A 22,451-nucleotide genomic window follows, 5' to 3' on the forward strand; every position below is an offset into this window, starting at 1 on the left:
CCCCGCACAACCACACCTTCAAAGCCTGCAACTAAGCAAATCGCGGTTGCAGGCTTTTGCTTTGTGCGGGCATGATCTTGGACTCATTTTTCGCGAGCGGGTAGAATCATACCAATGAAGAAGCGACCACCTTCGCACGCAGACGAGCAATCCGCCAATCAATTCATCGAGCACGAAAGCCAGATGGAAGAAGACGGGCTGGCTGAAGCCGAAGCCAAAACGCCCGCCGGCCACCCGTCCGTCAACGCGACGAAGGCGACGAGCAGCGCGCCGCGCAAAGCGAGCGTCGCCCGTTCGGCAGGCATCGTCAGCCTCGCCGTGATGGCCAGCCGTGTGTTGGGGCTGGTGCGCGAGATGGTCTTCGCCTACTTCTTCGGCGCGTCAAAGAGTTTCGCCAACGACGCGTATGTCATCGCCTTCCGCATTCCCAATCTGCTGCGCGACCTGTTTGCAGAGGGCGCGCTGTCGAGCGCCTTCGTGCCGGTCTTTTCCGAATACCTGGTGAAGCGCGACGAGCGCGAGGCTTTTCGCCTGTCGAATCTGGTTAGCACCGCGCTCGTGCTGATCCTCGGGCTGCTCGTCATTCTCGGCGTCATCTTCGCCGGGCCGATTGTGGCTTTCATCGCGCCGGGCTTTCAGGATAATCCCGCGAAGTACGAGCTGACCGTTCGCATGACGCGCATTATGATGCCGTTCATTTTGCTGGTGGCGCTGGCGGCACAAGCGATGGGCGTGCTCAACGCGCGAGATCGTTTCGGCATCCCGGCGCTGGCGTCGTCGTTCTTCAACATCGGCTCGATCATCGGCGGCGTTGCGGTCGCCGCGTTTCTGGCCGACCCGACTTTTGCGCACCCGCTGCGCAGCATTGTTGATAAGCCGACCGAAAGCATCATCGGCATGGCCTACGGCGTGTTGATCGGCGGCTTCCTGCAATACGCTGTGCAGTGGCCGAGCCTCTATCGCGCAGGCTTTCGCTACCGCCCGATGCTGAGCTTCCGCGACGAAGGCGTGCGGCGCATCTTTCGCTTGATGGGGCCGGCCATCATCGGCGGCGCAGCGGTGCAGGTGAACGTGCTGATCAACAGCAACTTCGCATCGAACATTCCCGGCAGCGGGCCTGTGTCGTGGCTGAGCTACTCGTTCCGCTTGATGCAATTCCCTATCGGCGTCTTCGGCGTGGCCATTGCGACGGCGACGCTGCCGGCCATCTCGCGCAACGCGGCGCTCGAAGCCCTGGATGACTTTCGGCATACGCTGGCCAGCTCGATCCGCCTGGCGTTTCTGCTAACGATCCCTTCGGCGGTCGGCCTGATCGTGCTGGGCCGCCCGATCATCGCGTTGATCTACGAGCGCGGCCACTTCACTACGGACGACACGATGCACACGGCGAATGCGCTGGCGTTTTACGCGCTGGGACTGGCAGGCTATTCGGCGATCAAGATTCTCGCGCCGGCCTTTTATGCGCTGGGCGACGCGCGCAAGCCGATGGTCGTCAGCTTGCTCTCGATTGGCACCAACTACGTGATGAACTGGATGCTGGTGAGCCGTTTTCAAGAGCGCGGCCTGGCGCTTTCGACCTCGGCGGTGGCGCTGCTGAACTTCGCGCTATTGTACTTCATCATGCAGCGGCGCATTCACGGCATCGAAGGCCGGCGTACGCTGCTTACCATCCTGAAGATTGTCATCGCCTCGGCAGCAATGGGCGTAGCCTGCTGGGCGATGAGCGCCGGCATCGCCCGCCTGATCGGCGACCGTTTTGCGGCGCGTCTGGTTAACGTCATGGTCTCGGTTACCCTCGGCGCGCTGATCTTTTACGCCGGCGCATGGCTGCTCAGAGTCGAAGAATTGCAGGCCGCCACGAGCGCGCTGCTGCGCCGTTTCCGGCGACGGAAATCATGACGGTGAGCCTTGGCGAATGTTAGAATTTCGTTTTGTAAAATCGTCGCGCTTACTACCGCTGACATCCGACTATTACTGAGGACATATGGACTACAAAGAAGATATTCTTGGGCTGATCGGGCAGACGCCGCTCGTCAGGCTCAACAAGCTGACGCGTGGCATTCGAGCGACGGTGCTGGCCAAGATGGAATCGCTCAATCCCGGCGGCTCGGTCAAAGATCGCATCGGCGTTTCGATGATCAACGCCGCCGAGCGCGAGGGCCGGCTCAAGCCCGGCGGCACGGTCGTTGAAGCGACCAGCGGCAACACCGGCATTGGCCTGGCGCTGGTCTGTGCCGTGCGCGGCTATCGGGCGGTCTTCGTGATGACCGACAAGTGCTCGGTCGAAAAAGTGCGCTACCTGAAAGCCCTGGGCGCGGACGTCGTCGTCGTGCCGGTCGCCGCCAAGCCCGATTCGCCCGATCACTATGTCAACACGGCGCGCCGCATCGCCCGCGAGACGCCGAACTCGATCTTCGTTTTTCAATACGGCAACCCGGCGAACCCCGAAGCGCATTATCACTCGACCGGGCCAGAGCTATGGGAGCAGACCGAAGGGCGCATCACCCACTTCGTTTGCGGCATCGGCACCGGCGGCACGATCAGCGGCACCGGGCGTTATTTGAAAGAGAAGAATTCGCGCATCCAGGTGATCGGCGCCGACCCTTACGGCTCGGTCTTCAAAACCTATCAGGAGACCGGCCAGTTGATGCAGGCGACGCCATATCTTGTTGAAGGCATCGGCCAGGAGATCATTCCTGAGAACGTTCACATGAAGTACATAGACCGCATCATCAATGTCACCGACCGGGATTCGTTTCAGATGGCGCGGCGGCTGGGCCGCGAAGAAGGCATTTTCTGTGGCGGCTCGACCGGCACGAATGCGATAGTCGCCTTGCAGGTGGCGCGCGACCTCGGCCCCGATGAGGTGGTGGTCTTCGTCATCGCCGACACCGGCGAGCGTTATCTGTCAAAGTTTCATTCCGACGAGTGGATGAAAGAGAAGCGGCTGCTGACGCCCGAAAAGATCACCGTCGGGCTGGTGGCGCAACTCAAGGAAGACGACTCGACGCCGCATCTGGTTTCCGTTAGCCCTGACCATACAGTGAACGATGCGATACAGTTGATGAACAGCTACGGGCTGTCGCAACTGCCGGTGCTAGACGAAGGCCGGTCGGTCGGCAGTCTGCGCGAAGGCAAGCTGATGGCGAAGCTGCTCGGCAACCGCGAGCTGATGCAGGCGAAAGTCGCCGACGTGATGGACAGAGGCTTCCCCGTCGTCACGGAAGACTTAGGGATGGAATCAGCGGTGAAGCACTTGCGGACCTCGCCGGCGCTGCTCGTCGAAGAGTACGGGCGCATCGTCGGCATCATCACACGCCACGATGTGCTTGCCGCGCAACCATGAAAAGAAGTGATGAGTGATGAGTAGAAAGTGATGAGTAAGAGGACGGCGCGCTGAACGCCTGGCTCCTCTCACTCATCACTCATCACTTCCTACTCATCACTTTTATTCGTCGCGCCCGTGAACTTGTGCCGGCGGCGCGGTCGCTTCGATGGCGGTGAAAGGTTCAAGTATCTTGTAGGTGTGGCGCGCCCCCCTCGGCACCAGCCACGAATCGCCCGCCTCCAGCAGAATCCGCTGCCCTTCGAGCAACAGCTCGGCGCGGCCTCGGATGACATAGCCGACGGTTTCATAGTCGCGCGTGGCTTCGGGCTTATCGTCGGTCGGCGGCTCGTTTTCCCAGAGCCGCATCGAAACCTGCTTACCCGACACCAGATATTTCTGCCCTTCCTCGCCCTTCGGCGAATGCGCCGATTGCACCTTCTTCACACTGGTATCACCCATTCTGATTTCCTCCTAAGAAAGTTTGGCTCACGCGGCGCGGCGCGGATAACGCGCGTCGTCGCCGGCCTCGCCTGGCATTTCAACGCCGACGTGATGTTTGTAGACCAGCTCGCCGCCAAGCCAGCCCGACACCCCGATCAATAGAAAGCCGAAGGCCGATAACAGCACAGGTATCGTCAGGCTGCCGTTAACCATGCGCGAGCCGCTCGCCGTCCGCAGGTAGAAGCTTGCGGCAAACGACAGCAGCGCGGTGACGTTGAAGCGCGCATGCCATGCGGCAATGCTTGAAACCTTGCGGTCACGGATCGAGAAATAGTCGGCAATGCCTGGTATCGCCGCCAGCAGGCCGCCGACCAGGCCGCCCGCAAGCGTGTAGAACGCCACGTTCACCCAGACGTAATCGTGATTGCCGAAGTAATAGATCAAGTCGGCAATCAGCGAAAATGTCCAGAGCGCGAATGGGAATGGAATGATCATCGGGTGGATCGGATGACCAAATATTCGTGCCGGTGTTTTCATAACAACTTCCTCCTTAAAGACTGGCCGCTCGTCTTTGTGTAGGGTGGCTCGGCGGGTCAAGGGGAGATTATCAGGACTGACTCAATACTATACCCGCTGAATGTTCGGTTGCCATACGCGGCCACGCGCGCGGAGACTAGCGCGGACCTTCGCCGCTTGCACAAACAGCTAAGGCCCACCGATTTGCCAAACATCGAACCGCACAGTGTTTTATTGCAACCGCTGCGCCAGCCGCTTGCGGATTAGCAGGAGCGAATGAGAATCAAGATGAGCAGCAGCGCAAGCAAGGCGAGCGCGCCGATTTGCTGCGAGCGTGTGAGGGCCATAGAAAGTAAAAAGTAAAAAGGCAAAAGGCAAAAGTAAGGCAAGGAAATGAATGGCTAACGTCTGCCTATCTGTTGATCCGGCTCCGCACTTTTTACTTTTACCTTTTTACTTTTGCCTTATTTCGCGGCGTGGTTGCAGATGTAATTGATCAGTGTGCGAATGGCGACGCCCGTCGGGCCTTTCGCCATGTGCGCCTTGCGCTCGTTCTCCCAGGCGGTGCCGGCGATGTCGAGATGCACCCACGGCGTGTCGTCGGCGAACTCGCGCAAAAACCATGCGGCAGTGATGGTGCCGGCGTAACGGCCCGACGAGTTTTTGATGTCGGCGATGTCGCTCTTGATCATGTCGCGGTAATCGTCGTCCATCGGCAGTTGCCAGAAGCGCTCGCCGGCTTCACGGGCAGCGCCGCGCAATTCATCCACGAACGCCTGGTCATTGGTGAGCGCCGCTACATTGATCGGGCCGAGAGCAATGGCTACCGCGCCGGTGAGCGTCGCCATGTCAATGATGCGCGTCGCGCCGAGCTTGCGCGCGTAGCTGATGGCGTCGGCCAGAATCAGGCGGCCTTCGGCGTCGGTGTTGATCACTTCGATGGTTTTGCCGCTCATCGCCCGCAGCACATCGCCCGGCTTATAGGCGCGGCCCGAAGGCATGTTCTCGGTCGCCGGCATGACGCCGATGACATTGACGCGCGGCTTCAGCTGCGCCAGCGCCCGCATGACGGCCAGCGTCGCCGCCGCCCCGGACATGTCGTACTTCATCTTCTCCATGCCTTCGGCGGGTTTGATCGAGATGCCGCCCGAATCGAAGGTGATGCCTTTGCCGACGACCGCGATGACGTCAGCGTCGTTGCCCATCGGCTCTGACTCGTCGGGCGTGTAGCGCAAGACGATGAGCTTCGCCGGCTCGTCCGAGCCGCGCGCCACGCCCAGTAGCGCGCCCATCCCCAGCTCTTTCATGCGCGATTCGTCCAGCACATCGATGTCGAGACCAAAGCGCGTCGCCACTTCTTTGGCGCGCTCGGCAAGCTCCGACGGCGTCAGCACCGAGCTCGGCTCGTTCGACAGCTCACGCGCCATGTTGACGGCTTCGGCGATGACGCGCCCGCGCTCGACGCCCGCGGCCAGCTCGGCTTCATTGCCCGGCGCGGCGGCCAGCAAGATCAATTCGTCAATGCGGCGCTCTTCCTTATTCTGCGTCTTGTACATATCCGGCTCGAAGAGCCCGAGGATCGCGCCTTCCGTGGCGGCCTGCACGGCCTTGCCGAGGTCGAGCTGCGAGCGCCGCAAGATAGCCATCGAGCGCGCCCCTTTGCCGCGCAGAAAGCGCGCCGCCGAACCGGCCATTTTGCGTATCGTGTCGAGCGAGTATTCTTCGCGCTTGCCGCCGCCGACCAGTAGCAGCCGCCGGGCGCGAATGTTACCGGGCCGGTAAACATAAACCATGTCGCCCTGCTTGCCGCGCATCTCGTCGGAGCCGAGCATCTCGCTGATGATGCCGCCGGTGCGCTCATCGAGCTCTTTGAGCGCGCCGTCCGCCGCCGTTTCACCTTCGTAGATCGTCACCACCAGCGCGTCGGCGTCGATCTCGTAAAATTTTGCATGATCCGCTTTGACTTCCATCCGTTCTCCATTTTGGATTTTAGATTTTAGATTTTAGATTAAGGGACAGACAGGATCGTTTGATGCTTTGATCTGCGAATCCAAAATCTAAAATCCAAAATCCAAAATCACCGGTTCCTTTGTTTCAACATAGCACGCGCTTCGCGGTCGGCTTCGCGGCGGCGCTCGGTTTCTCGCTTGTCGTAGAGTTTCTTGCCTTTGGCAATCGCCAGCTCGACTTTAACGCGCCCGTTCTTGAAATACATCTTCGTCGGCACCAGGGTCAGCCCCTTCTCCTGCGCCTTGCCGGCCAGCCGATGAATCTCGGCTTTGTGCAGCAGGAGCTTGCGGGTGCGCCTCGGCTCGTGATTATCGCGGTGGCCGTGACTGTAAGGGCTGATGTGCGCGTTGAAGAGCCAGGCTTCGCCGTCGCGTATCTGCCCGTAACTGTCTTTGAGATTGCAGCGGCCTTCGCGAATCGATTTCACTTCTGTGCCGGTGAGCGCGATGCCGCACTCATGCGTTTCGAGGATGTGATAATTATGGTAGGCCTCGCGGTTCGTCGCGACGACTTTATCAGTTGACATATGACTACGAAGCGCCCGGCGGCTCCGGCATGCGCTCGGTACGGCTAAGAATATATCCGATGCGCAAATCCCGCGCAACACAAGTGGCCGCTGACTACCGGCGGCCGGCTTGCTCGTGTAGAATTGCGGTGAAGCTATGAAGACCGATGATCGTTATTCGCGGCAGCGGTTGTTTGCGCCCATCGGCGAAGCCGGCCAGGCGCGGCTCGCCGGCGCGCGCGTCGTCATCATTGGCTGCGGCGCGCTCGGCGCTATGCAGGCAGAGACCCTCTGCCGCGCCGGCGTAGGCCATCTGACACTCGTTGACCGCGACTTCGTTGAAGAATCGAACCTGCAACGGCAGATCATGTTCGAGGAAGCCGACGCCCGCGAGCGCTTGCCGAAAGCCGTCGCCGCCGCGCGCCGCATCAGCCGTGTTAATTCAGATGTTGGCGTCGAGCCCATCGTCGCCGATGTGAATTTCGAGAACATCGAAGAGATCATCGCCGGCGCTGACCTGGTCATTGATGGCACGGACAACTTCGAGACGCGGTACCTGATTAACGACGCCTGCGTGAAGACCGCGACGCCGTGGATATATGGCGCGGCGGTCGGCTCGTACGGCTTGACGATGACCATTCTTCCGGGCGAAACGCCTTGCTTGCGCTGCGTGCTTGAAGCGATGCCCGCACCCGGATCGGGGCCGACCTGCGATACGGCGGGCGTCATCTTGCCGATCATCGCGACGATTGCGGCGATCCAATGCGCTGAAGCCATGAAGCTGTTGACCGGCCAGCGCGAGCAACTGCATGGCGCGCTGGTTCGCATAGATGTTTGGGATTTGCAGATCAACCGGCTGCGTCTCGACGGCTACGGCGAGCGCGATGCCTGTCCGGCGTGCGGCCAACGCGAGTTCGAGTTTCTGAGAGGCGCGGGCCGTCAGGTGACGACGACCCTCTGTGGTCGCAACGCCGTGCAGATCGGGCGCTCGGGCGCGACCTCCGTAGATTTCGTACAGCTCGCCGCGCGCCTCAAGTCTGCCGGTGACGTAGCGTATAACGATTTCCTGTTGCGCTTTCGCGTTGACGATTACGACATCACTGTCTTCCGCGACGCGCGCAGCATCATTCGCGGCACCGACGACGCCGCCATCGCGCGCAGCCTGTACGCGCGCTACATCGGAGCCTGAAGAGGGTGACAAGTGACAAGTGACAAGTGACAAGAGAAGGTGACCGCATATCCGGGCAGCCCGCTGCGCCGTCGGGGTTTTTCTTGTCACTTGTCACTTGTCACTCATTGCTAACGCTATGCAAGCAAGCGTAGAAATTCTCAGCGCCCAGGCCGGTGAAGCCTACGAGCGCGACTTTCTTGGCGAGGCCGAGGTCCTTGTGCGGCGCGAAGGTCACAGCCGCGCCCGGCATCTGTTCACGGTCAATGGCCGGACCATCGCCCGGCTACGCTGGCGCGGCCAGCGGCGTGCCGTCTATGAAGCCGAAGGATTGCGCTTCTACATCGATGTCGGGGCGTTGGATAAAAAGATCGCGCTGACTTCGGAAGACGGCGGCGAATCAGTTCTCGTCGAACGCTCGCGCGCCAACCCGCACCGCGCCGGCTTGCGCGTCGAGATGGCCGAAGGCGACAACTTCCGCCTGCTGCGCGCCCGCGACAGCCGCTTGCGCTCGGCCTATTCCTTCTCGATCAACAAGCCATTCTATGCGTCAACGCTGATGGTCTTTCACTTTGACGCGAGCCGCCGCATGCAGACGACGGCGCGCATCGAGGTTAAGCCCGTCATGAAATGGGAGGCGCGCTTCGTTCACCGTCTGCTGGCGCTCGTCGTCTGCCGCATCATCCTGGAGCGCCGGCACTCAGGCACTCAACCGCGACGCGGCAAGGAGCGACTTGGAGACGCAGAGACGCGTGGACACGGCGACCGCAGATACGGCAAACTTGGTTCAAGACGCTCGCGATGAGCGACGCCTCTCAGGCCGCTTTCCCTGTCACCGCGTCGCCCGGTCGCCCTGGTCCCCGCGTCGCTTTAGTCCTTCATCCTGCCGGCGCTTCGTGGTAGACTCTCACTGCTCATCAAACGGAAATCATTTAACGAGGAGAGAGTATGTCAGCGATGAAACCGGCGATTGGACGCACAAGTCGTATTGTGCCGGCGGTCTTGATTCTCGCTCTAGTGATGGCGCTCGCCGGCTGCAACTCTGAGGAGAGCAGCAAGCGCAGCAGCACCGCCAAGCTGGTCGTGCAGCCCGTTGCCGTCAACAGCATTGCGCAGAGCCTTGAGCAGATGAAGGGCAAAGTCGTCGTCCTCGACCTGTGGGCGACATGGTGCGGCCCCTGCCGCATGGAGATTCCCAGCTTCATCAAGCTTCAGGAGAAGTACAAGGCGCAGGGGTTGGAAATCGTCGGCGTGTCGCTCGATCCGATCACCCGCGGAGGCAATGCCGAGATGGTCGGAAAGTTCGCGCAGGATAACAACATCAACTATACGATCTGGCTGGTCAACAACCCCTCGGCGCTTGCGAACTATCCGGCTGGCCAGGGCATCCCGACCACTTACGTCATCGGGCGCGATGGCCGCATCGTCAAACAATACGTCGGCGTGCAGCCGGAAAACGTCTTTGAAAGCGACATCAAATCGTTGCTCTAAAGCACGGGCGGCGGCGGCCCGTCGCCGCCTGTCTTCGTTTCTGTGATTGATTTAACTATTTGATTCGCGCTCACGGCGCTCAAGGCTTACGCCCAGGGCTCAACTGGCGGGCGGCCTGGCCGCGAGCAGCGCAAACAACTGGCGCAGGCGGGCGAAGCAAAGTTTGAGCGCGGCTTTCAACCTCATCCTCACTTGATTCTACTCGCCGCCGGCCCGCGCCGAAAGCCGACCATGAAACCCATCACCGAACAGGCGAACCCGCGAACCCGCGATATTGATCGCCGCCCGACCCTTGAAATCGTCACCCTGATTAACAACGAAGACCGCACCGTCGCTGACGCCGTGGCGCTGGTCTTGCCGCAAGTCGCCGAGGCCGTCGAGCGCATCGTCGAGCGACTGAGCAACGGCGGCCATCTGTTTTACATCGGCACAGGCACCAGCGGGCGGCTCGGCGTGCTCGACGCTTCGGAATGCCCGCCGACTTACGGCGTGCCGAGTGCCCTCGTGCGCGGCATCATCGCCGGCGGCGTCGAAGCGTTATACAAAGCAGTCGAGGCCGCCGAAGATGACCCCGCGCAGGCGGCGCGCGACCTTGACGCCGCCGGCTTGACGCCGCGCGACGCGGTTGTCGGCATCTCGGCCAGCGGCAATACGCCTTATACGCTCGGCGCGCTAAGACACGCGAAAGCGCTTGGCGCGGCGGCCATCGCCATCACCAGCAATCCTGAATCGGCGATGGCGGCAGCGGCAGACGTTAGTATCGCGCCGGTCGTCGGCCCCGAAGTCATCGCCGGCTCATCGCGCATGAAATCCGGCACGGCGCAAAAGCTGATCTTGAATATGCTGTCAACGGCGACGATGATTCGCCTCGGGCTGGTCTACGGCAACCTGATGTCGAACCTGCAACCGAACAACGCCAAGCTCGTGCGCCGCGCCTGCGGCATCCTTGCCGAAGAGACCGGCCTGAGCAATGAGGCGGCGGCGCGGCTATTCGAAGAGGCGGGCCGTGACCTGCGCCTCGCCTTTGTGATGGCGGCCACACACCTGCCGCGCACTGAAGCCGAATCGTTGTTGCGAGCGCACGGCAATTCGGTGCGGCGGGCGATTGACAGCCTGTAGCCATTTTCCCCTGTGGCGCAAGCTGTTAGCTTGCGCCACAGGGGCGACCTGATTCAGCGATGGGCCATCTTCTTCACAACGCCAGATTGATTCTCGACGGCGGCATCCAACCCGGCGGCGTAGTCATCCGCGAAGGCCGCATCGCCGAGGTCTTTACCGCCGAGCGCGCGCCGACAGGTTTCAGCGCCACCGAAGCGATTGACCTGCGCGGCGCGCATCTCGCGCCGGGCCTGATCGATATTCACATTCACGGCTCGGCGGGCGTTGACGTGCAGGCGGCCGGCGGCGAGCAGTTGCGGGCGCTGTCCGATTTCTTGCTTGCGGAAGGCGTGACCGGCTACTTCGCCACCTTCGTTCCGACTGACGAGCGCGGTTACCAAGAAGCGATGGTTGCCATCGAATCGTTCATCGCCGCGCAGCGCGAAGCCGAAGCAAGCGGCCAGGCGCGCGGCGCTCGACTGCTGGGCATTCACTTCGAAGGACCGTTCGTCAGTCGCAATCGTTGTGGGGCGCTGAAGACGGCGCATTTTCGCACCTACGACGGCGACCCGCGCTCGATTCAAATATTCACCGGCAGTGGTGAAAGTAATTTAGCCTACCCGCGCCTGATGACGCTCGCGCCTGAGATCAGCGGCGGCCTTGAGCTAATACGCGTCCTGTCCGCCGCGGGCGTGCGTCCGTTCATCGGCCACACAGACGCCGATCTGGAAACCCTCGATGCGGCGCTGGCGGCGGGCGCGCGGCACATCACGCATTTCCCGAACGCGCTTGCGCCGCTGCACCATCGCAAGCCGGGCACGATTGCATGGGGATTGCTGCGCGACGACGTGACCATCGATTGCATCGCCGACTTTCATCACGTCCACCCTTTGATGTTGAGCTTGATGGCGAAAGCGAAGACCCCATCGCGTATGGCGCTGATCAGCGATGCGATTCAGCCGGCGGGGCTCGGCGACGGCACCTTTAAAGTGTGGGACACCGAGATTGCGGTAAAGGACGGATTGACGGCGCTGGTCGAAGGGCCGGGCGCGGGAACGATTGCCGGCTCGGTCATCACGATGCGCGAAGCCCTGCGCAACATCACGCGAACCGGGGTGACGCTCGCCGATGCGGTGCGCATGGCGTCAGCGGTTCCCGCACGCGCTGCCGGCCTCGGCGGTAATTATGGATTGCTCGAAGCCGGTAGCCGCGCCGACTTGATCGCATTCGATGACGACTTCAACGTGCAAGCCGCGCTGGTCAGCGGCACGGTCGCTTTCGATAATCGCTAGCGGGTCAGCCGGCCTTCGGCTCCATCCGCTCACTTCGTAAAACCGGGGCGGCGCAGCAGGCGCGTGAAGCGAGCGTCAGGACGCAAACTGTCCACTCTCGGGTCAGCTTTCAGGTTTAGCAGCTCTACGCACACGTCGTCGAAAACGTAAGACGAATTGCTCGCCATCACTTGTTCATCACAAATTCGTGTAAAATTATTCGCCGCGCATCTAGACAAGTAACCTGAGTTTATCGTACTCTTCGCTGCGCGGCGAGATTGTATGAAATCGCTGTCAACTTGGCAACTTCGGTTACGGAACGGATTGGCACATCGTTAGCTCATCTGCCGCCGGTCGGCGGGCAGGCGATCACCTTTAACCTTCAGCACACTTTCGGGAGGGAGTCTATGTTACGCAAACGCGCTTTCGCTTTGAGCCTCGCCGCGCTGTCGCTGGCGTTGTGCGCGCCGGCTCTAGCCCAGGACAAGGACAGGCCAGAGATCAAAGTGCCGGTCAACCCTCTGCTCGAAAACCATAGCAACTGGTTCAAACCGAAAAAGATTTATGATCTCAAGCAGGATCATTACCCGCTCAAAGAGCTGCCGTCGGATTTGAGCTATGAAGTCTATAGCGCCGTCGGATTTGACCTGGCCAACACCATTGTCATTAAAGGGCCAAAGCGCCGCGGCGACGGTGAGCGCGAGTTGATTATCGTTGATACGCTCGGCAACCCCGAGGTCACACGGCGGACGATTGAACATTTCCGCAGCCAGAACATCTTGCCGAAGGGACGGCTGCCGATCCGCGCGATCATCTACACGCACAATCACATCGATCACACCTTCGGCGTATGGGGCTACTTGAAAGAAGCCGACCGACCGCCGTGTCTGCCTGCCGACCCCGACAAGGCAGGGCCTGATAGTTTTTATGACGCCGACCAGGAGAAACCCGATTGCGTCACCGTCATTGGCCAGGCGCAGATCAACGAAGGCGTCGGCACGACGGCGCTGGTCACCGGCACGATCATTGACGCGCGGTCGAGTTACATGTACGGCAGCTTCATCCCACTCAATCACGTCAACGACGGCATCGGCATGCAGGAGAAGGCCGGGTTTAAACTGAACGACGATCCCAACGCCGACAAGAAGGTCGAAGAGGTGCTCGGCAGCTATCGCATGCCGTCGCGCACCTTCACCAACTGGATGACGCTCAAAGCCGCCGGCGTCGAGATGAAATTAATCTACGTGCCGAGCGAGACCAACGACGAGCTGGCAGGCTTTATTCCCGACCAACGCAACCGCGTCAGCCGCGTGCCTCCGAGCGGCGACGACTGGGGCGGGCCGGGGCTCTTGCTGTCTGCCGAAGTCATCCAAGGGCCATCGTTCCCGAACCTCTACAGCCTGCGCGGCACCGCTTACCGCAACCCGGCGCACTGGTTTCGCAGCGTCGACAAGCTGCGGCAGCTCGACTCGTGGTGCATGGTGCCGAGCCACGGGCCGCCGGTCTGTGGCCGCGACAACATTCAGCGATTGCTGATGAACTTCCGCGATGCCGTCCAGTTCACGCACGACCAGGCGATCCGCTGGATGAACAAAGGCTATACGATGGACGAGCTGGCGCCGCTGGTCGAAGACCTGTACTTGAAGTCGGGCGAGCATCAGCGGTTGATGAGCGGCCTGGATGGCGTGCAGCCGATCCTCAACAGCGGCAGCGCGCAGGTGGTTGATCCGAAGGATTACCTGCGGCCCTTCTACGGCTCGCTGGTGCAGGCGGTGCGCGAGATTTATGTCGGCTCGGTCGGCTGGTATCAAGCCGACCCGGTCGCCCTGCGCCCGACGCCGCCCAAAGAGCTGGCCGAGCGTTACGTCAAGATGATGGGCGGCGCGGCGCGCGTCAACCAGGCGGCGCAAGAAGCTTACGACCATAAAGAGTTTGAGTGGGCCGCCGAGCTGACGACGAACGTCATTCGCGCTTACACAGACCTCGTGCCGCGCGCAGACATCGCCGAATCGCCCGATAAACAGGCCACGCAGAAAGAGCTTAAGGACGCCCGCTTTATCAAAGCGCAGGCATTCAAGAAGCTCGCCGAAGCCGAGATCAATCCCAACTGGCGCAACTGGTACATCACCTCTGCGCACGAGCTGATGGGCTGGCCGTTGCCGGACAAGATCGTTGGCGGCCTGGTGTCGCCGGGCGTCGTCGGGGCGCTGCCGGGCGGCGCGTGGGTGAATTCGCTGACCATGCGGCTGCGCGCCGAGCGCACCGCGAAGCAGAACGTAGACACGACGCTCGGCTTCTGGTTCCCGGCTGAGACCGCCGCTGGCGACCAGGGCTTCGGGCCGCTCGGCTACGTGCTGCACATCCGCGGCGGCATTGCCGAGTTCATCGAAGAGACGCCGCGCGGCGCGCCGCTCAGTCAGCAGGATGTTGAAAAAGCCCGCCTCGCCATCTCGCTCAACAAGGCCGCGCTCAACGCGCTGCTGCGCGCCGAGGCGCGAGGCGAGGCCGAGTTCCGCAAGGCGCTGAATGAAGCCGTCGCCGCCGGGCTGATCAAGCCGCTCGGCACAACCAGCCTGGATAAATTCGCCGAAGCCTTCTTCGGCTATTTCGACCCCAAGCCGGTTGGACTGCCACCACTGACCGTCAGGTAGCCCATTGCTACCGGCGGCGCAGCCATGTCGCGCCGCATAGCGGCGCATTGAATTTAGCCAGGCGTTGAAACGCTTGGAACAAAGGAGACTCATGCGAATCAATGGCAAACGCCCCAACTTCCTCATCTTCATGGTAGATGAAGAGCGCTACCCGCCGGTTTACGAGACGGAAGAAACCCGCGCCTGGCGCAAGGCCGAGTTCAAGGCGCAGGATGCGCTGCGCCGCACGGGCATGGAATTTCATCACCACTATGCCGGCGCGACCGCCTGCTCGCCGAGCCGGGCGACGATCTTCACCGGCCAGTATCCGTCACTGCACGGCGTCACGCAGACGACCGGCACGGCCAAAAGCTCGTTCGACTCTGATGTCTTCTGGCTCGACCCGAACACCGTACCGACGATGGGCGATTACTTTCGCGCCGGCGGCTACCGCACGTTTTACAAAGGCAAGTGGCATGTCTCGCACGCCGACATCGTCTTGCCCGGCACACACGATCCGCTCGAAAGCTACACGCCGAACGGCGAGCCGATTCAAAACATCATCGATCTTTACCTGCGCGCCAACCGCCTCGATGATTATGGCTTTGATGGCTGGATCGGTCCCGAACCGCACGGCTCGGCCAAGGCCAACACCGGCACCAACCGCGACCCCGGCTTTATGGCCGAAACCATCAACCTGCTCGACGCGCTCGAAGCCGAGCAGAGGAAATCGCCCGGCGAGCAACAGCCGTGGCTGATCGTCAATTCGTTCGTCAACCCGCATGACATCGTGCTGTTCGGCATCGCCTGGAAGAACTTCGGCTACCCGCTCACGGAAGGCTTCGTGCCGAGCATCCCGCGACCGCAGACCGAGCGCGAAACCCTGGAGACCAAGCCGCGCGCTCAGAAGAGCTACGTTGACGTTTACCCGAAGATGCTGATGCCGCAGCCGACGGTCGAAGAGTACCGCCAGTTTTACTACTATCTGCAAAAGGAATCTGACGGGCACATCTGGAATGTCTATAAGCGCCTGCGCGAGTCGTCGTTCTATGAAAACACGATTGTCCTCTTCACCTCGGATCACGGCGAACTGCTCGGCGCGCACGGCGGCATGCACCAGAAGTGGCACCAGGCGTACGAAGAGGCCACGCACGTGCCGCTGCTTATCTCGAACCCGGTGATGTTCCCAGAGCCGCGCGACGCACAGATGCTGACCAGTCACGTTGACCTGATCCCGACGCTGCTGGGGCTGGCGGAGATTAACGCCGCGAAGGCGCAGAAGGAGGTGAGCAAGAGCCACAACGAAGCGCTGCCGCTGGTGGGCCGCGATCTGTCGAAGGTCGTCACCGGCAAGCAGAACCCGAACCGCTCGACCTCGCCGCTCTACTTCATGACCGACGACGAGATCAGCAAGGGGCAGAATCAGACCAACCCGGTGACCGGCAAGCCTTATCATTCGGTGGTGCAGCCGAATCACGTCGAAACCGTGATCACGACGATTGACGGGCCGGACGGCGAGCAGGTGTGGAAATACTCGCGCTACTTCGACAACCCGCAGTTCTGGTCGTCGCCGTTCCAGCAGAATCAAATCACCGTGGATGGCAAGACGATTACCAAGAAGAAGCCGCTGCCGCCCGAGTTCGAGATGTACAACGTCAGCGACAACGCCGACCCGCTTGAGCAAGACAACCTGGCGCGCAAATCGAACCGCTCAGGCGCTGACAAGCGGATCGCCGAAGGACTGAGCAAGCTGCTCAAGGAGCAGCGCCAGGCCAAGCGACTCTATCCGAAGTCGCTGCCGGTCTACATCTACGACACGATCAATTCGGATTAGCAATTTCAGGCAAACCAACCACAGAGACGCAGAGACACAGAGACAGGGAGACAGGGAGACAGGGAGACACGGAGGAAACTCTCCGTGTCTCCCTGTCTCCCTGTCTCTGTGGTTAATGCGACCTGGCTTACGGTGCGACCACGAAGTCGGAGCCGGCAGCAGTGTCTCCGGGGAACAACAATCCCGTCCCCGCCGCGCCGATCAGAATCTGCGCGATGCTCTGCGTCGCGGTTGATGTAGCGCCGACGACATTGAAGCCGACCGCCGCATTCACCTTGGCGAGCGATAGGCGAATGATGATCTGGTTGCCGCGAATCTCGCCTGAATCCGCCGCGCCGAGATCGGTCTGGGTGCGAACGCTATTCTGCACGACGATGGTGCCGTAAGAGAAAGTCGGCGCGCTCACGCCGTCTACGGACGCCGACACGTAGAGCGTCGTCGTCGTCGCGCTGCCCGGCAGTTTGAAATCCGACTCCTGTAACCACGCCATGTTGGAAGTCGTCGTCGAAAGGTCAGCCAGCGTCAGGGTGTAGACGATCTGCTGATTCGCGGCGTCGTAGGTGTATTGCGCCGACAGAATGTCCTGCGCGCCCGTGCCGAATTCATCGTCCTGCGGGTCAAGTATCTGCGGGCCGCCGCCGTGCGGGAAGAGGTCTGACGGGTGGGCGACCGCGGCAAGTCCCATCGCGGCGCGCACGGCGTTGTGCGCGTCTACGTACCCTGTGCCGACGACGCTCGGCTCGTAAGGCATCGGGGTTGCCGTCTGCCGTAAAATCGTCACCACGTCATCAGGCGTCAGCAGCGGGTTGGCTTCCAGCATCAAGGCGACGACGCCCGACACCTGCGGGCAGGAGAAGCTGGTGCCCTGCGAGGTCGTGTAAAAAGGCAGGTAGGCCGGCGGGATGGTCGTCAGGTCGTTCGCGCCGACGAAGATCGGCACCGCGCCGATGGTGTTGACCAGGCCGGCGCCGTGCGAGCGCACGCTCTTGATGTCTACGCCGGAGCCGGTAATGTCAGGGCGCAGGTTGGGCGGCGCGTTCGGGTCGGCAGGCATGCCGGCAACGTCCGGGTTGCCGCCATTGTTGACGCCGCGCGAGCTGAAGTCGGCGGGCGTTCCGAGCCCTTGTTTCTCGCCGGCGGCGACTGAAATCGTCCAGGCCATCGTTGAATAGGGATTGATCGCGTCGGCGGCGGCGCCGGCATTGCCGGCGGCAAAGACGACGGTGATGTTGAGGTCGTGTGCCGTGCGCGTGGCGACGTTGATGGGGTTGGCCGGGTCAAGCTCGGATTCGGCCAGCGACGAGCCCCACGAGTTGTTAATCACGCGGATGTTGTAATCCCACTGATGCACCAGCAGGTAATCATAAGCGCCGATGATGGCGACCAGCGGCAATCCCAGGTCGGTGCCCGAATTGACGCCGACCAGACGCGCGCCGCGCGCCACGCCGCCATAGAAGCCGCCTGAGTTGCTCCCCAGGCCGGCGGCAACTCCCGATCCGAACGTGCCGTGACCGGATTCAACATCAGAGAAGGGCACGTTTTCGACATAGATCGGCGGCACAAAGCCTGTGTCGGCAATCAGGTCGGAAATCGAGATGCCGACGCCTAGCACCAGCCCCGCGTCAGAGACGACGCCCTGCGCCAGCGGCTGAATGACGTTCTGCGCCACTTTGCTGCCCAGCGGCAGGTCGGCGCCGGTCGCGTCAATTCCGGTATCCACATAACCGATGCCGATGCCGTGCCCAGAGATGGGTAAGCCCGGGTTGGCGGCGTTGTGGCTTTTGATTTCCTGGTCAGCCGTCATCGCGTTGACGCCGATGAATGGGCGGCTGGCGTTGGTCATCGGCTTCATCAAGCGATTGGCCCAGACCGAGCGAACGCCCGCCTGGGTTTGCAGGGCGGCGAGCTGCGCGACATTCATATCGGCAATCACCATCGGCAGCCGCTGGCAGGCAAAGCCTTTGCTGATGCCGAGGCTCTGAAGCTTGCCGAAGTCGGTCGCCGTCGGCCTGTGATCGTAGGTGATAACTACCGGCGTCTTGGCGTTCAAGTGGGTGTTAAAGAAGGCCGTCAGCTTGGGATCAACCTTGGCCCGCAGCTGTCCGGGCAGTGTGCCGGTTGCCGCATTCGCGCCAAGCATCAGGCTGGCCGCGGCGATGACAAAAACCATCATGAAAATCGTCGCCCGTTTCATAAACCATCCTCCATTCAGCTTCGTCGAACCGCACAGCGGCCAGGCAGGGCGCGCGTGACGAGCGAGGCCCTGCGATGGTCGAAATACGAACACCGCGATTGGTGTCTTTCACTGCTGGCAGGATAAACAGGACGGCTTGAAAAAAGCTTGAATCTTTCTGGCGAGCGGTCAGACGACGGTGCGGAAATAGTTGATCGTCTCGCGCAATCCGTCATCGAGGCTCACCAGCGGACGCCAGTTCAACAGGCGCTCGGCCCGGCTGATATCCGGCTGCCGCACCTTCGGGTCATCAACCGGCAGCGGTTTGTACTCGATCTTACTCTGGCTGCCGGTCAGAGAGATGACTTGTTGGGCCAGCTCAAGGACGGTGAACTCGCCGGGGTTGCCGATGTTCACCGGAAAGTGGATGTCGTCTTCGGCGCTCCGCTCCGCCGGCTTCATCAGCAGGCGGACGATGCCGTCTACGAGGTCGCTGACGTAACAGAACGAGCGCGTTTGCTGCCCGTCTCCGTAAGCCGTGAGCGGTTCGCCCTTGAGCGCCTGGACGATGAAGTTTGACACGACGCGCCCGTCGTTCGGGCGCATGCGCGGGCCATAGGTGTTAAAGATGCGGACGATGCGCGTGTCCAGCCCGTGGTAGCGGTGATAGGCCATCGTCATGGCCTCGGCGAAGCGCTTGGCTTCGTCATAGACGCCGCGCGGCCCGACGGGATTGACGTGGCCCCAGTAATCTTCGGGCTGCGGATGCACCTGCGGGTCGCCATAGGTTTCCGAAGTCGAAGCCAGCAGGAATCGCGCCTGCTTCTCTTTGGCCAGCCCCAGCGCCTTGTGCGTGCCGAGGCTGCCGACCTTCAAGGTTTGAATCGGCAGCTCGAGATAATCTACGGGGCTGGCCGGCGAGGCGAAATGCATGACGGCGTCGAGCGCGCCGCTGACGTGCAGGTATTCGGTGACGTTCTGCTTGACGAAGGTGAAATGATCGTTACCGAAGTGATGCGCGAGGTTATCAACCCTGCCGGTCAGCAGGTTGTCGAAGACGATGACCTCGTGGCCTTCGCCCAGCAGCCGGTCAACCAGATGCGAGCCCAGGAAGCCCGCCCCGCCAGTAATCAGTATCCTCAAGCCTTCACCGCTCCTTTCCGCAGCCTGCGCCGAGGCGCAATCTCCTTAGTTTGGTAACATCAAACCGGCCCGGAAGCAAGCGCCGGCTTGTTTGCAGAGCGCCACATTTTCCGCAAAAAACTATTGACCTATTCCTCATCTTGGGAATAATGGTTATAGCCTCTCAGCTAACCCCGACAAGATTTCCCCCGAGGACAAAAGATGCTGAACGACAGCACTCCGGTTAGAGAGTGCGTCAAGCGATTCTGCCTGGGCAGAAAAGCGTAAGGGAAAACAAATGAAACGCATCGCGAACCTTCTTGGCTTATCTCTGTTTGTCGTCGTGTGCGCCGCGCCGGCCCTGGCGCAAACGACAGATGCCGGCTCGACGACGCTGCAAGGCAGCGTATCGGGCTACGTCGAAGTGCGCGCCGGCGGCGCCGCGACCATCTCGACCGGCGGCACGATCACCAACAACAAGATCAAAGGCGACCGGCTCAACAGCCCGACGACGCTGACGATTGACTTCGGCGAAGTCGGGCCATCGAACGCCAACTCGTTCGTCACGGCGGCGGTGCCGCTGCGGCTCCGCAGCAACGTGTCGTACACGCTGAAGATGAGCGCCGCAACGATGACGTATGGCAGCGGCACGCCGGACGCCAACTCTGTGACGCTGGCCGACATCGGCTTCGGCGTCCTCTCGACCGCCCGTGACAGCGGCGGCGGAGTGGCGACCGGCACCGACACCACCGCGGCAACCGCCAGCGGCGACCCCACCTCCGGGTCGAAGGGCGCGGTCAATTCGACATCGGGGCGCTACGTCTACAATACAGGCTATTCACTGGGCGATTACACCAGCAGCACGACGATCCTGAGCGGCCCGCGCATCATGAATGCGATGGTGCCGACCGCCAACACCAATGGCCTGGTCGTCAATACGACGTTCGCGATCAAGCCGCAGTTCTTCACGCCCGGCAGCTTTTCAACGTCGGTGACGTTTACGATCTCGAACCCGTAAGCGGCTCGTGAAATAAATCGGATTCGATAGCGAAGGAGGACACCCGTGAAAGCTTGCCTGATGCTTTTAATCCTGCTCGTCATGATGCCGGCACTCGCTTTTGGTCAGAGCCAGGCAGGCGCGCCGAGCCTTCAGCCGGCGGCACCCGCCAACGCGCCCAACCCGCCCGGCGAGGATGGCATCGGCCTCGCGCCGGCGCGCTTCGAGCTGCCGATGCGGCCCGGCACCGAGCATACGGTCGTCGTCAACATCATTTACAACTCGTCTTCGGCGCAGGCACAGCCCTGCCGCCTGATGGCGACGCTCGGCGACTGGACGATCCTGCCCGACGGCAACGTCGATTATTTCAAGGCCGGCACGCGGCCCGATTCGGCGGCCCCATGGATGATCTACAGCCCCGGCGAAGTCACGGCGCTGCCCGGCAAGATTCATCCCGTGCGCATCACCATCGTGGTGCCGAAAGACGCCACGCCGGGCGATCACCTGGCGGCGCTGTTCGTCGAATCGCGCCCCGACAACCTGAAGCTCGAACAGAATCAGAAGCAACTCGTCCTGCGCTTTCGCATGGCCGCGTTGTTCTACATCATCGTTCCCGACCTCACCCGCAAAGGGTCGCTTGAAAACCTCAAAGCGGTGGCCGATGACGAAGGCATCACCGTCGTGCCGACGATCAAGAACACCGGCAACAGCCGCATCCGTCCGCAGCACTCGATCAAAGTCGTTGACGCACGCGGCGCGGTCATCGCCGAGATGCCGGAGATTGAATCTTTGCCGATCCTCGGCGCTTCAACCGTCAGCCGCGCACTGCACATTGAGAAGTTGATCCCGCCGGGCAGTTATTCGGTGGTTTACCGCGTGGACTTTAAGGACGGCAGCGCGGTGGTCGAGGGACAGACAGAGCTGAGCGTCAAAGCGCGCGTCGCCGAAAAACACCCTGCGCCGTCATCAGACACCGAAGTCAAGAAGCGCGACTCTGACCACAACTATAAGAATTAGGCCTCCGGGCCACGGCAAGGCCGACAACAGATGCGGGCTCACTTATGTGGAAAGTGAAAGGGAACGCGGCGCAAGCCGCCGACAACAACTCGACAGGTAAATCTCGTCACCGCTTTTTGCGCGGCTGGCGAAAGCCCGGGCCGCGTTGGCTGATCGTTCCGCTGGTCATTCTGGCGCTTTTCATTCCGTCCGCGCCTTGCCGGGGCGGCGCATTCGCTGAGTCTGTTGATATGAGCAGCGCCGGCGCGCCTTCAATCAGCGGCAGCCTCGGCGGGTCGGTCACAGGGGCCAACGACCTGACCAGCGACCTACAAGTCACCGTCAACTTCGGCGAGTTGTCGCCGGCCAACCCGAACCGCGTCGTCGTCGTCGTCGTCCCAATCGCGATGCGCGCCTCGGGGTCGTATGCGCTCAACGCAACGGTTTCCGGGCTCAGCGGCGGCAGCGCAAATTCCCTGCAACTCTCTGACATCGGCATTGGCGTTCAGAACCTGCGCTCGCTTGGCGGGAAATCTTCGAGCTGCGGCGTCAATTCGATCATCACGCCGGCTTATAACAACAATCCTTCAAGCGCTTACTCGTTCGGCGCGAACGGTCGGGCGGTCTTCCCATCGTCGCTGAGCACGGTGGGGGCCGGCACCGCCCTGATAACCGGCCCACAGTTGAGCAAGAATGGCGCGCTCAAGCCGCGCAGCGACAACGGCTATGCCATCGATCTGATTCTTGCTGTCGTTCCACAATTCTTCACTCCCGGCAATTTCACCGTGACGATCACGTTGCAACTCACCTCGACCTGTAATAACTGTGGCTGCTGAAAGGACAGGCAGCAGACGGTAGGAGGCAGGAAGCA

General features: G+C 61.5%; 18 protein-coding genes. 12 read left to right on the top strand and 6 right to left on the bottom strand.

Going from position 1 to position 22,451, the window contains the following annotated elements; genetic code table 11:
• The first annotated feature begins 114 nt into the window (after positions 1–114).
• Together murJ and VJ464_28410 are read left to right on the top strand one after the other, a co-directional pair.
• The gene (gene murJ, locus VJ464_28405; protein HKQ09078.1) at positions 115–1,899 is read left to right on the top strand and encodes a murein biosynthesis integral membrane protein MurJ; all 1,785 of its coding nucleotides are present in this window, start codon (positions 115–117) and stop codon (positions 1,897–1,899) included.
• Positions 1,900–1,984: 85 nt separating this feature from the next.
• The gene (locus tag VJ464_28410) at positions 1,985–3,346 is read left to right on the top strand and encodes a cystathionine beta-synthase (protein HKQ09079.1); all 1,362 of its coding nucleotides are present in this window, start codon (positions 1,985–1,987) and stop codon (positions 3,344–3,346) included.
• Between the two features lie 102 nt (positions 3,347–3,448).
• On the opposite strand, the gene VJ464_28415 is transcribed toward VJ464_28410, so the two are convergent.
• From VJ464_28415 to smpB, 4 genes are all read right to left on the bottom strand, one after another.
• The gene (locus VJ464_28415; protein ID HKQ09080.1) at positions 3,449–3,787 is read right to left on the bottom strand and encodes a cupin domain-containing protein; all 339 of its coding nucleotides are present in this window, start codon (positions 3,785–3,787) and stop codon (positions 3,449–3,451) included.
• Between the two features lie 27 nt (positions 3,788–3,814).
• A complete protein-coding gene (locus VJ464_28420) occupies positions 3,815–4,306 on the bottom strand; it encodes a DUF2231 domain-containing protein (protein ID HKQ09081.1) in 492 nt (163 codons plus the stop codon).
• A 443-nt stretch (positions 4,307–4,749) separates the two neighbouring features.
• A complete protein-coding gene (locus VJ464_28425) occupies positions 4,750–6,255 on the bottom strand; it encodes a leucyl aminopeptidase (protein ID HKQ09082.1) in 1,506 nt (501 codons plus the stop codon).
• A gap of 107 nt (positions 6,256–6,362) precedes the next feature.
• Positions 6,363–6,821, bottom strand: coding sequence for an SsrA-binding protein SmpB (smpB, locus tag VJ464_28430; GenBank protein HKQ09083.1), 459 nt, complete (start codon positions 6,819–6,821; stop codon positions 6,363–6,365).
• Between the two features lie 136 nt (positions 6,822–6,957).
• Between smpB and VJ464_28435 the strand changes: the two genes are divergently transcribed.
• The 7 genes from VJ464_28435 to VJ464_28465 all read left to right on the top strand — a co-directional run bounded on the left by VJ464_28435 (position 6,958) and on the right by VJ464_28465 (position 16,292).
• The gene (locus tag VJ464_28435; protein ID HKQ09084.1) at positions 6,958–7,989 is read left to right on the top strand and encodes a ThiF family adenylyltransferase; all 1,032 of its coding nucleotides are present in this window, start codon (positions 6,958–6,960) and stop codon (positions 7,987–7,989) included.
• A 118-nt stretch (positions 7,990–8,107) separates the two neighbouring features.
• Positions 8,108–8,773 carry a hypothetical protein gene (locus VJ464_28440; GenBank protein ID HKQ09085.1) on the top strand — a complete coding sequence of 222 codons (666 nt, stop codon included), beginning with the start codon at positions 8,108–8,110 and terminating at the stop codon, positions 8,771–8,773.
• A 143-nt stretch (positions 8,774–8,916) separates the two neighbouring features.
• Positions 8,917–9,459, top strand: coding sequence for a redoxin domain-containing protein (locus VJ464_28445; protein HKQ09086.1), 543 nt, complete (start codon positions 8,917–8,919; stop codon positions 9,457–9,459).
• 231 nt (positions 9,460–9,690) lie between these two features.
• Positions 9,691–10,578 (top strand): N-acetylmuramic acid 6-phosphate etherase, encoded by an 888-nt coding sequence (gene murQ, locus VJ464_28450; protein HKQ09087.1) that lies wholly within the window; start codon positions 9,691–9,693, stop codon positions 10,576–10,578.
• 59 nt (positions 10,579–10,637) lie between these two features.
• A complete protein-coding gene (nagA, locus tag VJ464_28455; protein ID HKQ09088.1) occupies positions 10,638–11,849 on the top strand; it encodes an N-acetylglucosamine-6-phosphate deacetylase in 1,212 nt (403 codons plus the stop codon).
• Positions 11,850–12,235: 386 nt separating this feature from the next.
• Complete coding sequence (locus VJ464_28460) at positions 12,236–14,479, top strand: alkyl sulfatase dimerization domain-containing protein (GenBank protein ID HKQ09089.1); 2,244 nt, start codon at positions 12,236–12,238, stop codon at positions 14,477–14,479.
• A 91-nt stretch (positions 14,480–14,570) separates the two neighbouring features.
• Complete coding sequence (locus VJ464_28465; GenBank protein ID HKQ09090.1) at positions 14,571–16,292, top strand: sulfatase-like hydrolase/transferase; 1,722 nt, start codon at positions 14,571–14,573, stop codon at positions 16,290–16,292.
• 127 nt (positions 16,293–16,419) lie between these two features.
• Here the strand turns inward: VJ464_28465 and VJ464_28470 are convergent, their stop codons facing one another.
• Both VJ464_28470 and VJ464_28475 read right to left on the bottom strand, forming a co-directional pair.
• Complete coding sequence (locus VJ464_28470) at positions 16,420–18,486, bottom strand: S8 family serine peptidase (protein HKQ09091.1); 2,067 nt, start codon at positions 18,484–18,486, stop codon at positions 16,420–16,422.
• A 168-nt stretch (positions 18,487–18,654) separates the two neighbouring features.
• Positions 18,655–19,608 carry a UDP-glucuronic acid decarboxylase family protein gene (locus VJ464_28475; GenBank protein ID HKQ09092.1) on the bottom strand — a complete coding sequence of 318 codons (954 nt, stop codon included), beginning with the start codon at positions 19,606–19,608 and terminating at the stop codon, positions 18,655–18,657.
• Positions 19,609–19,885: 277 nt separating this feature from the next.
• Here VJ464_28475 and VJ464_28480 point away from each other — a divergent pair, with 277 nt between their 5' ends.
• The 3 genes from VJ464_28480 to VJ464_28490 are packed head-to-tail and all read left to right on the top strand — an operon-like array spanning position 19,886 to position 22,416.
• A complete protein-coding gene (locus tag VJ464_28480; GenBank protein ID HKQ09093.1) occupies positions 19,886–20,605 on the top strand; it encodes a hypothetical protein in 720 nt (239 codons plus the stop codon).
• 45 nt (positions 20,606–20,650) lie between these two features.
• Positions 20,651–21,601: a hypothetical protein gene (locus tag VJ464_28485; protein HKQ09094.1), complete on the top strand. Its 951-nt coding sequence runs from the start codon at positions 20,651–20,653 to the stop codon at positions 21,599–21,601.
• 44 nt (positions 21,602–21,645) lie between these two features.
• Positions 21,646–22,416 carry a hypothetical protein gene (locus VJ464_28490; protein ID HKQ09095.1) on the top strand — a complete coding sequence of 257 codons (771 nt, stop codon included), beginning with the start codon at positions 21,646–21,648 and terminating at the stop codon, positions 22,414–22,416.
• Positions 22,417–22,451: the final 35 nt, after the last annotated feature.

The organism is Blastocatellia bacterium (assembly GCA_035275065.1).
In the GTDB taxonomy this organism is placed as follows: Bacteria; Acidobacteriota; Blastocatellia; order UBA7656; family UBA7656; genus DATENM01.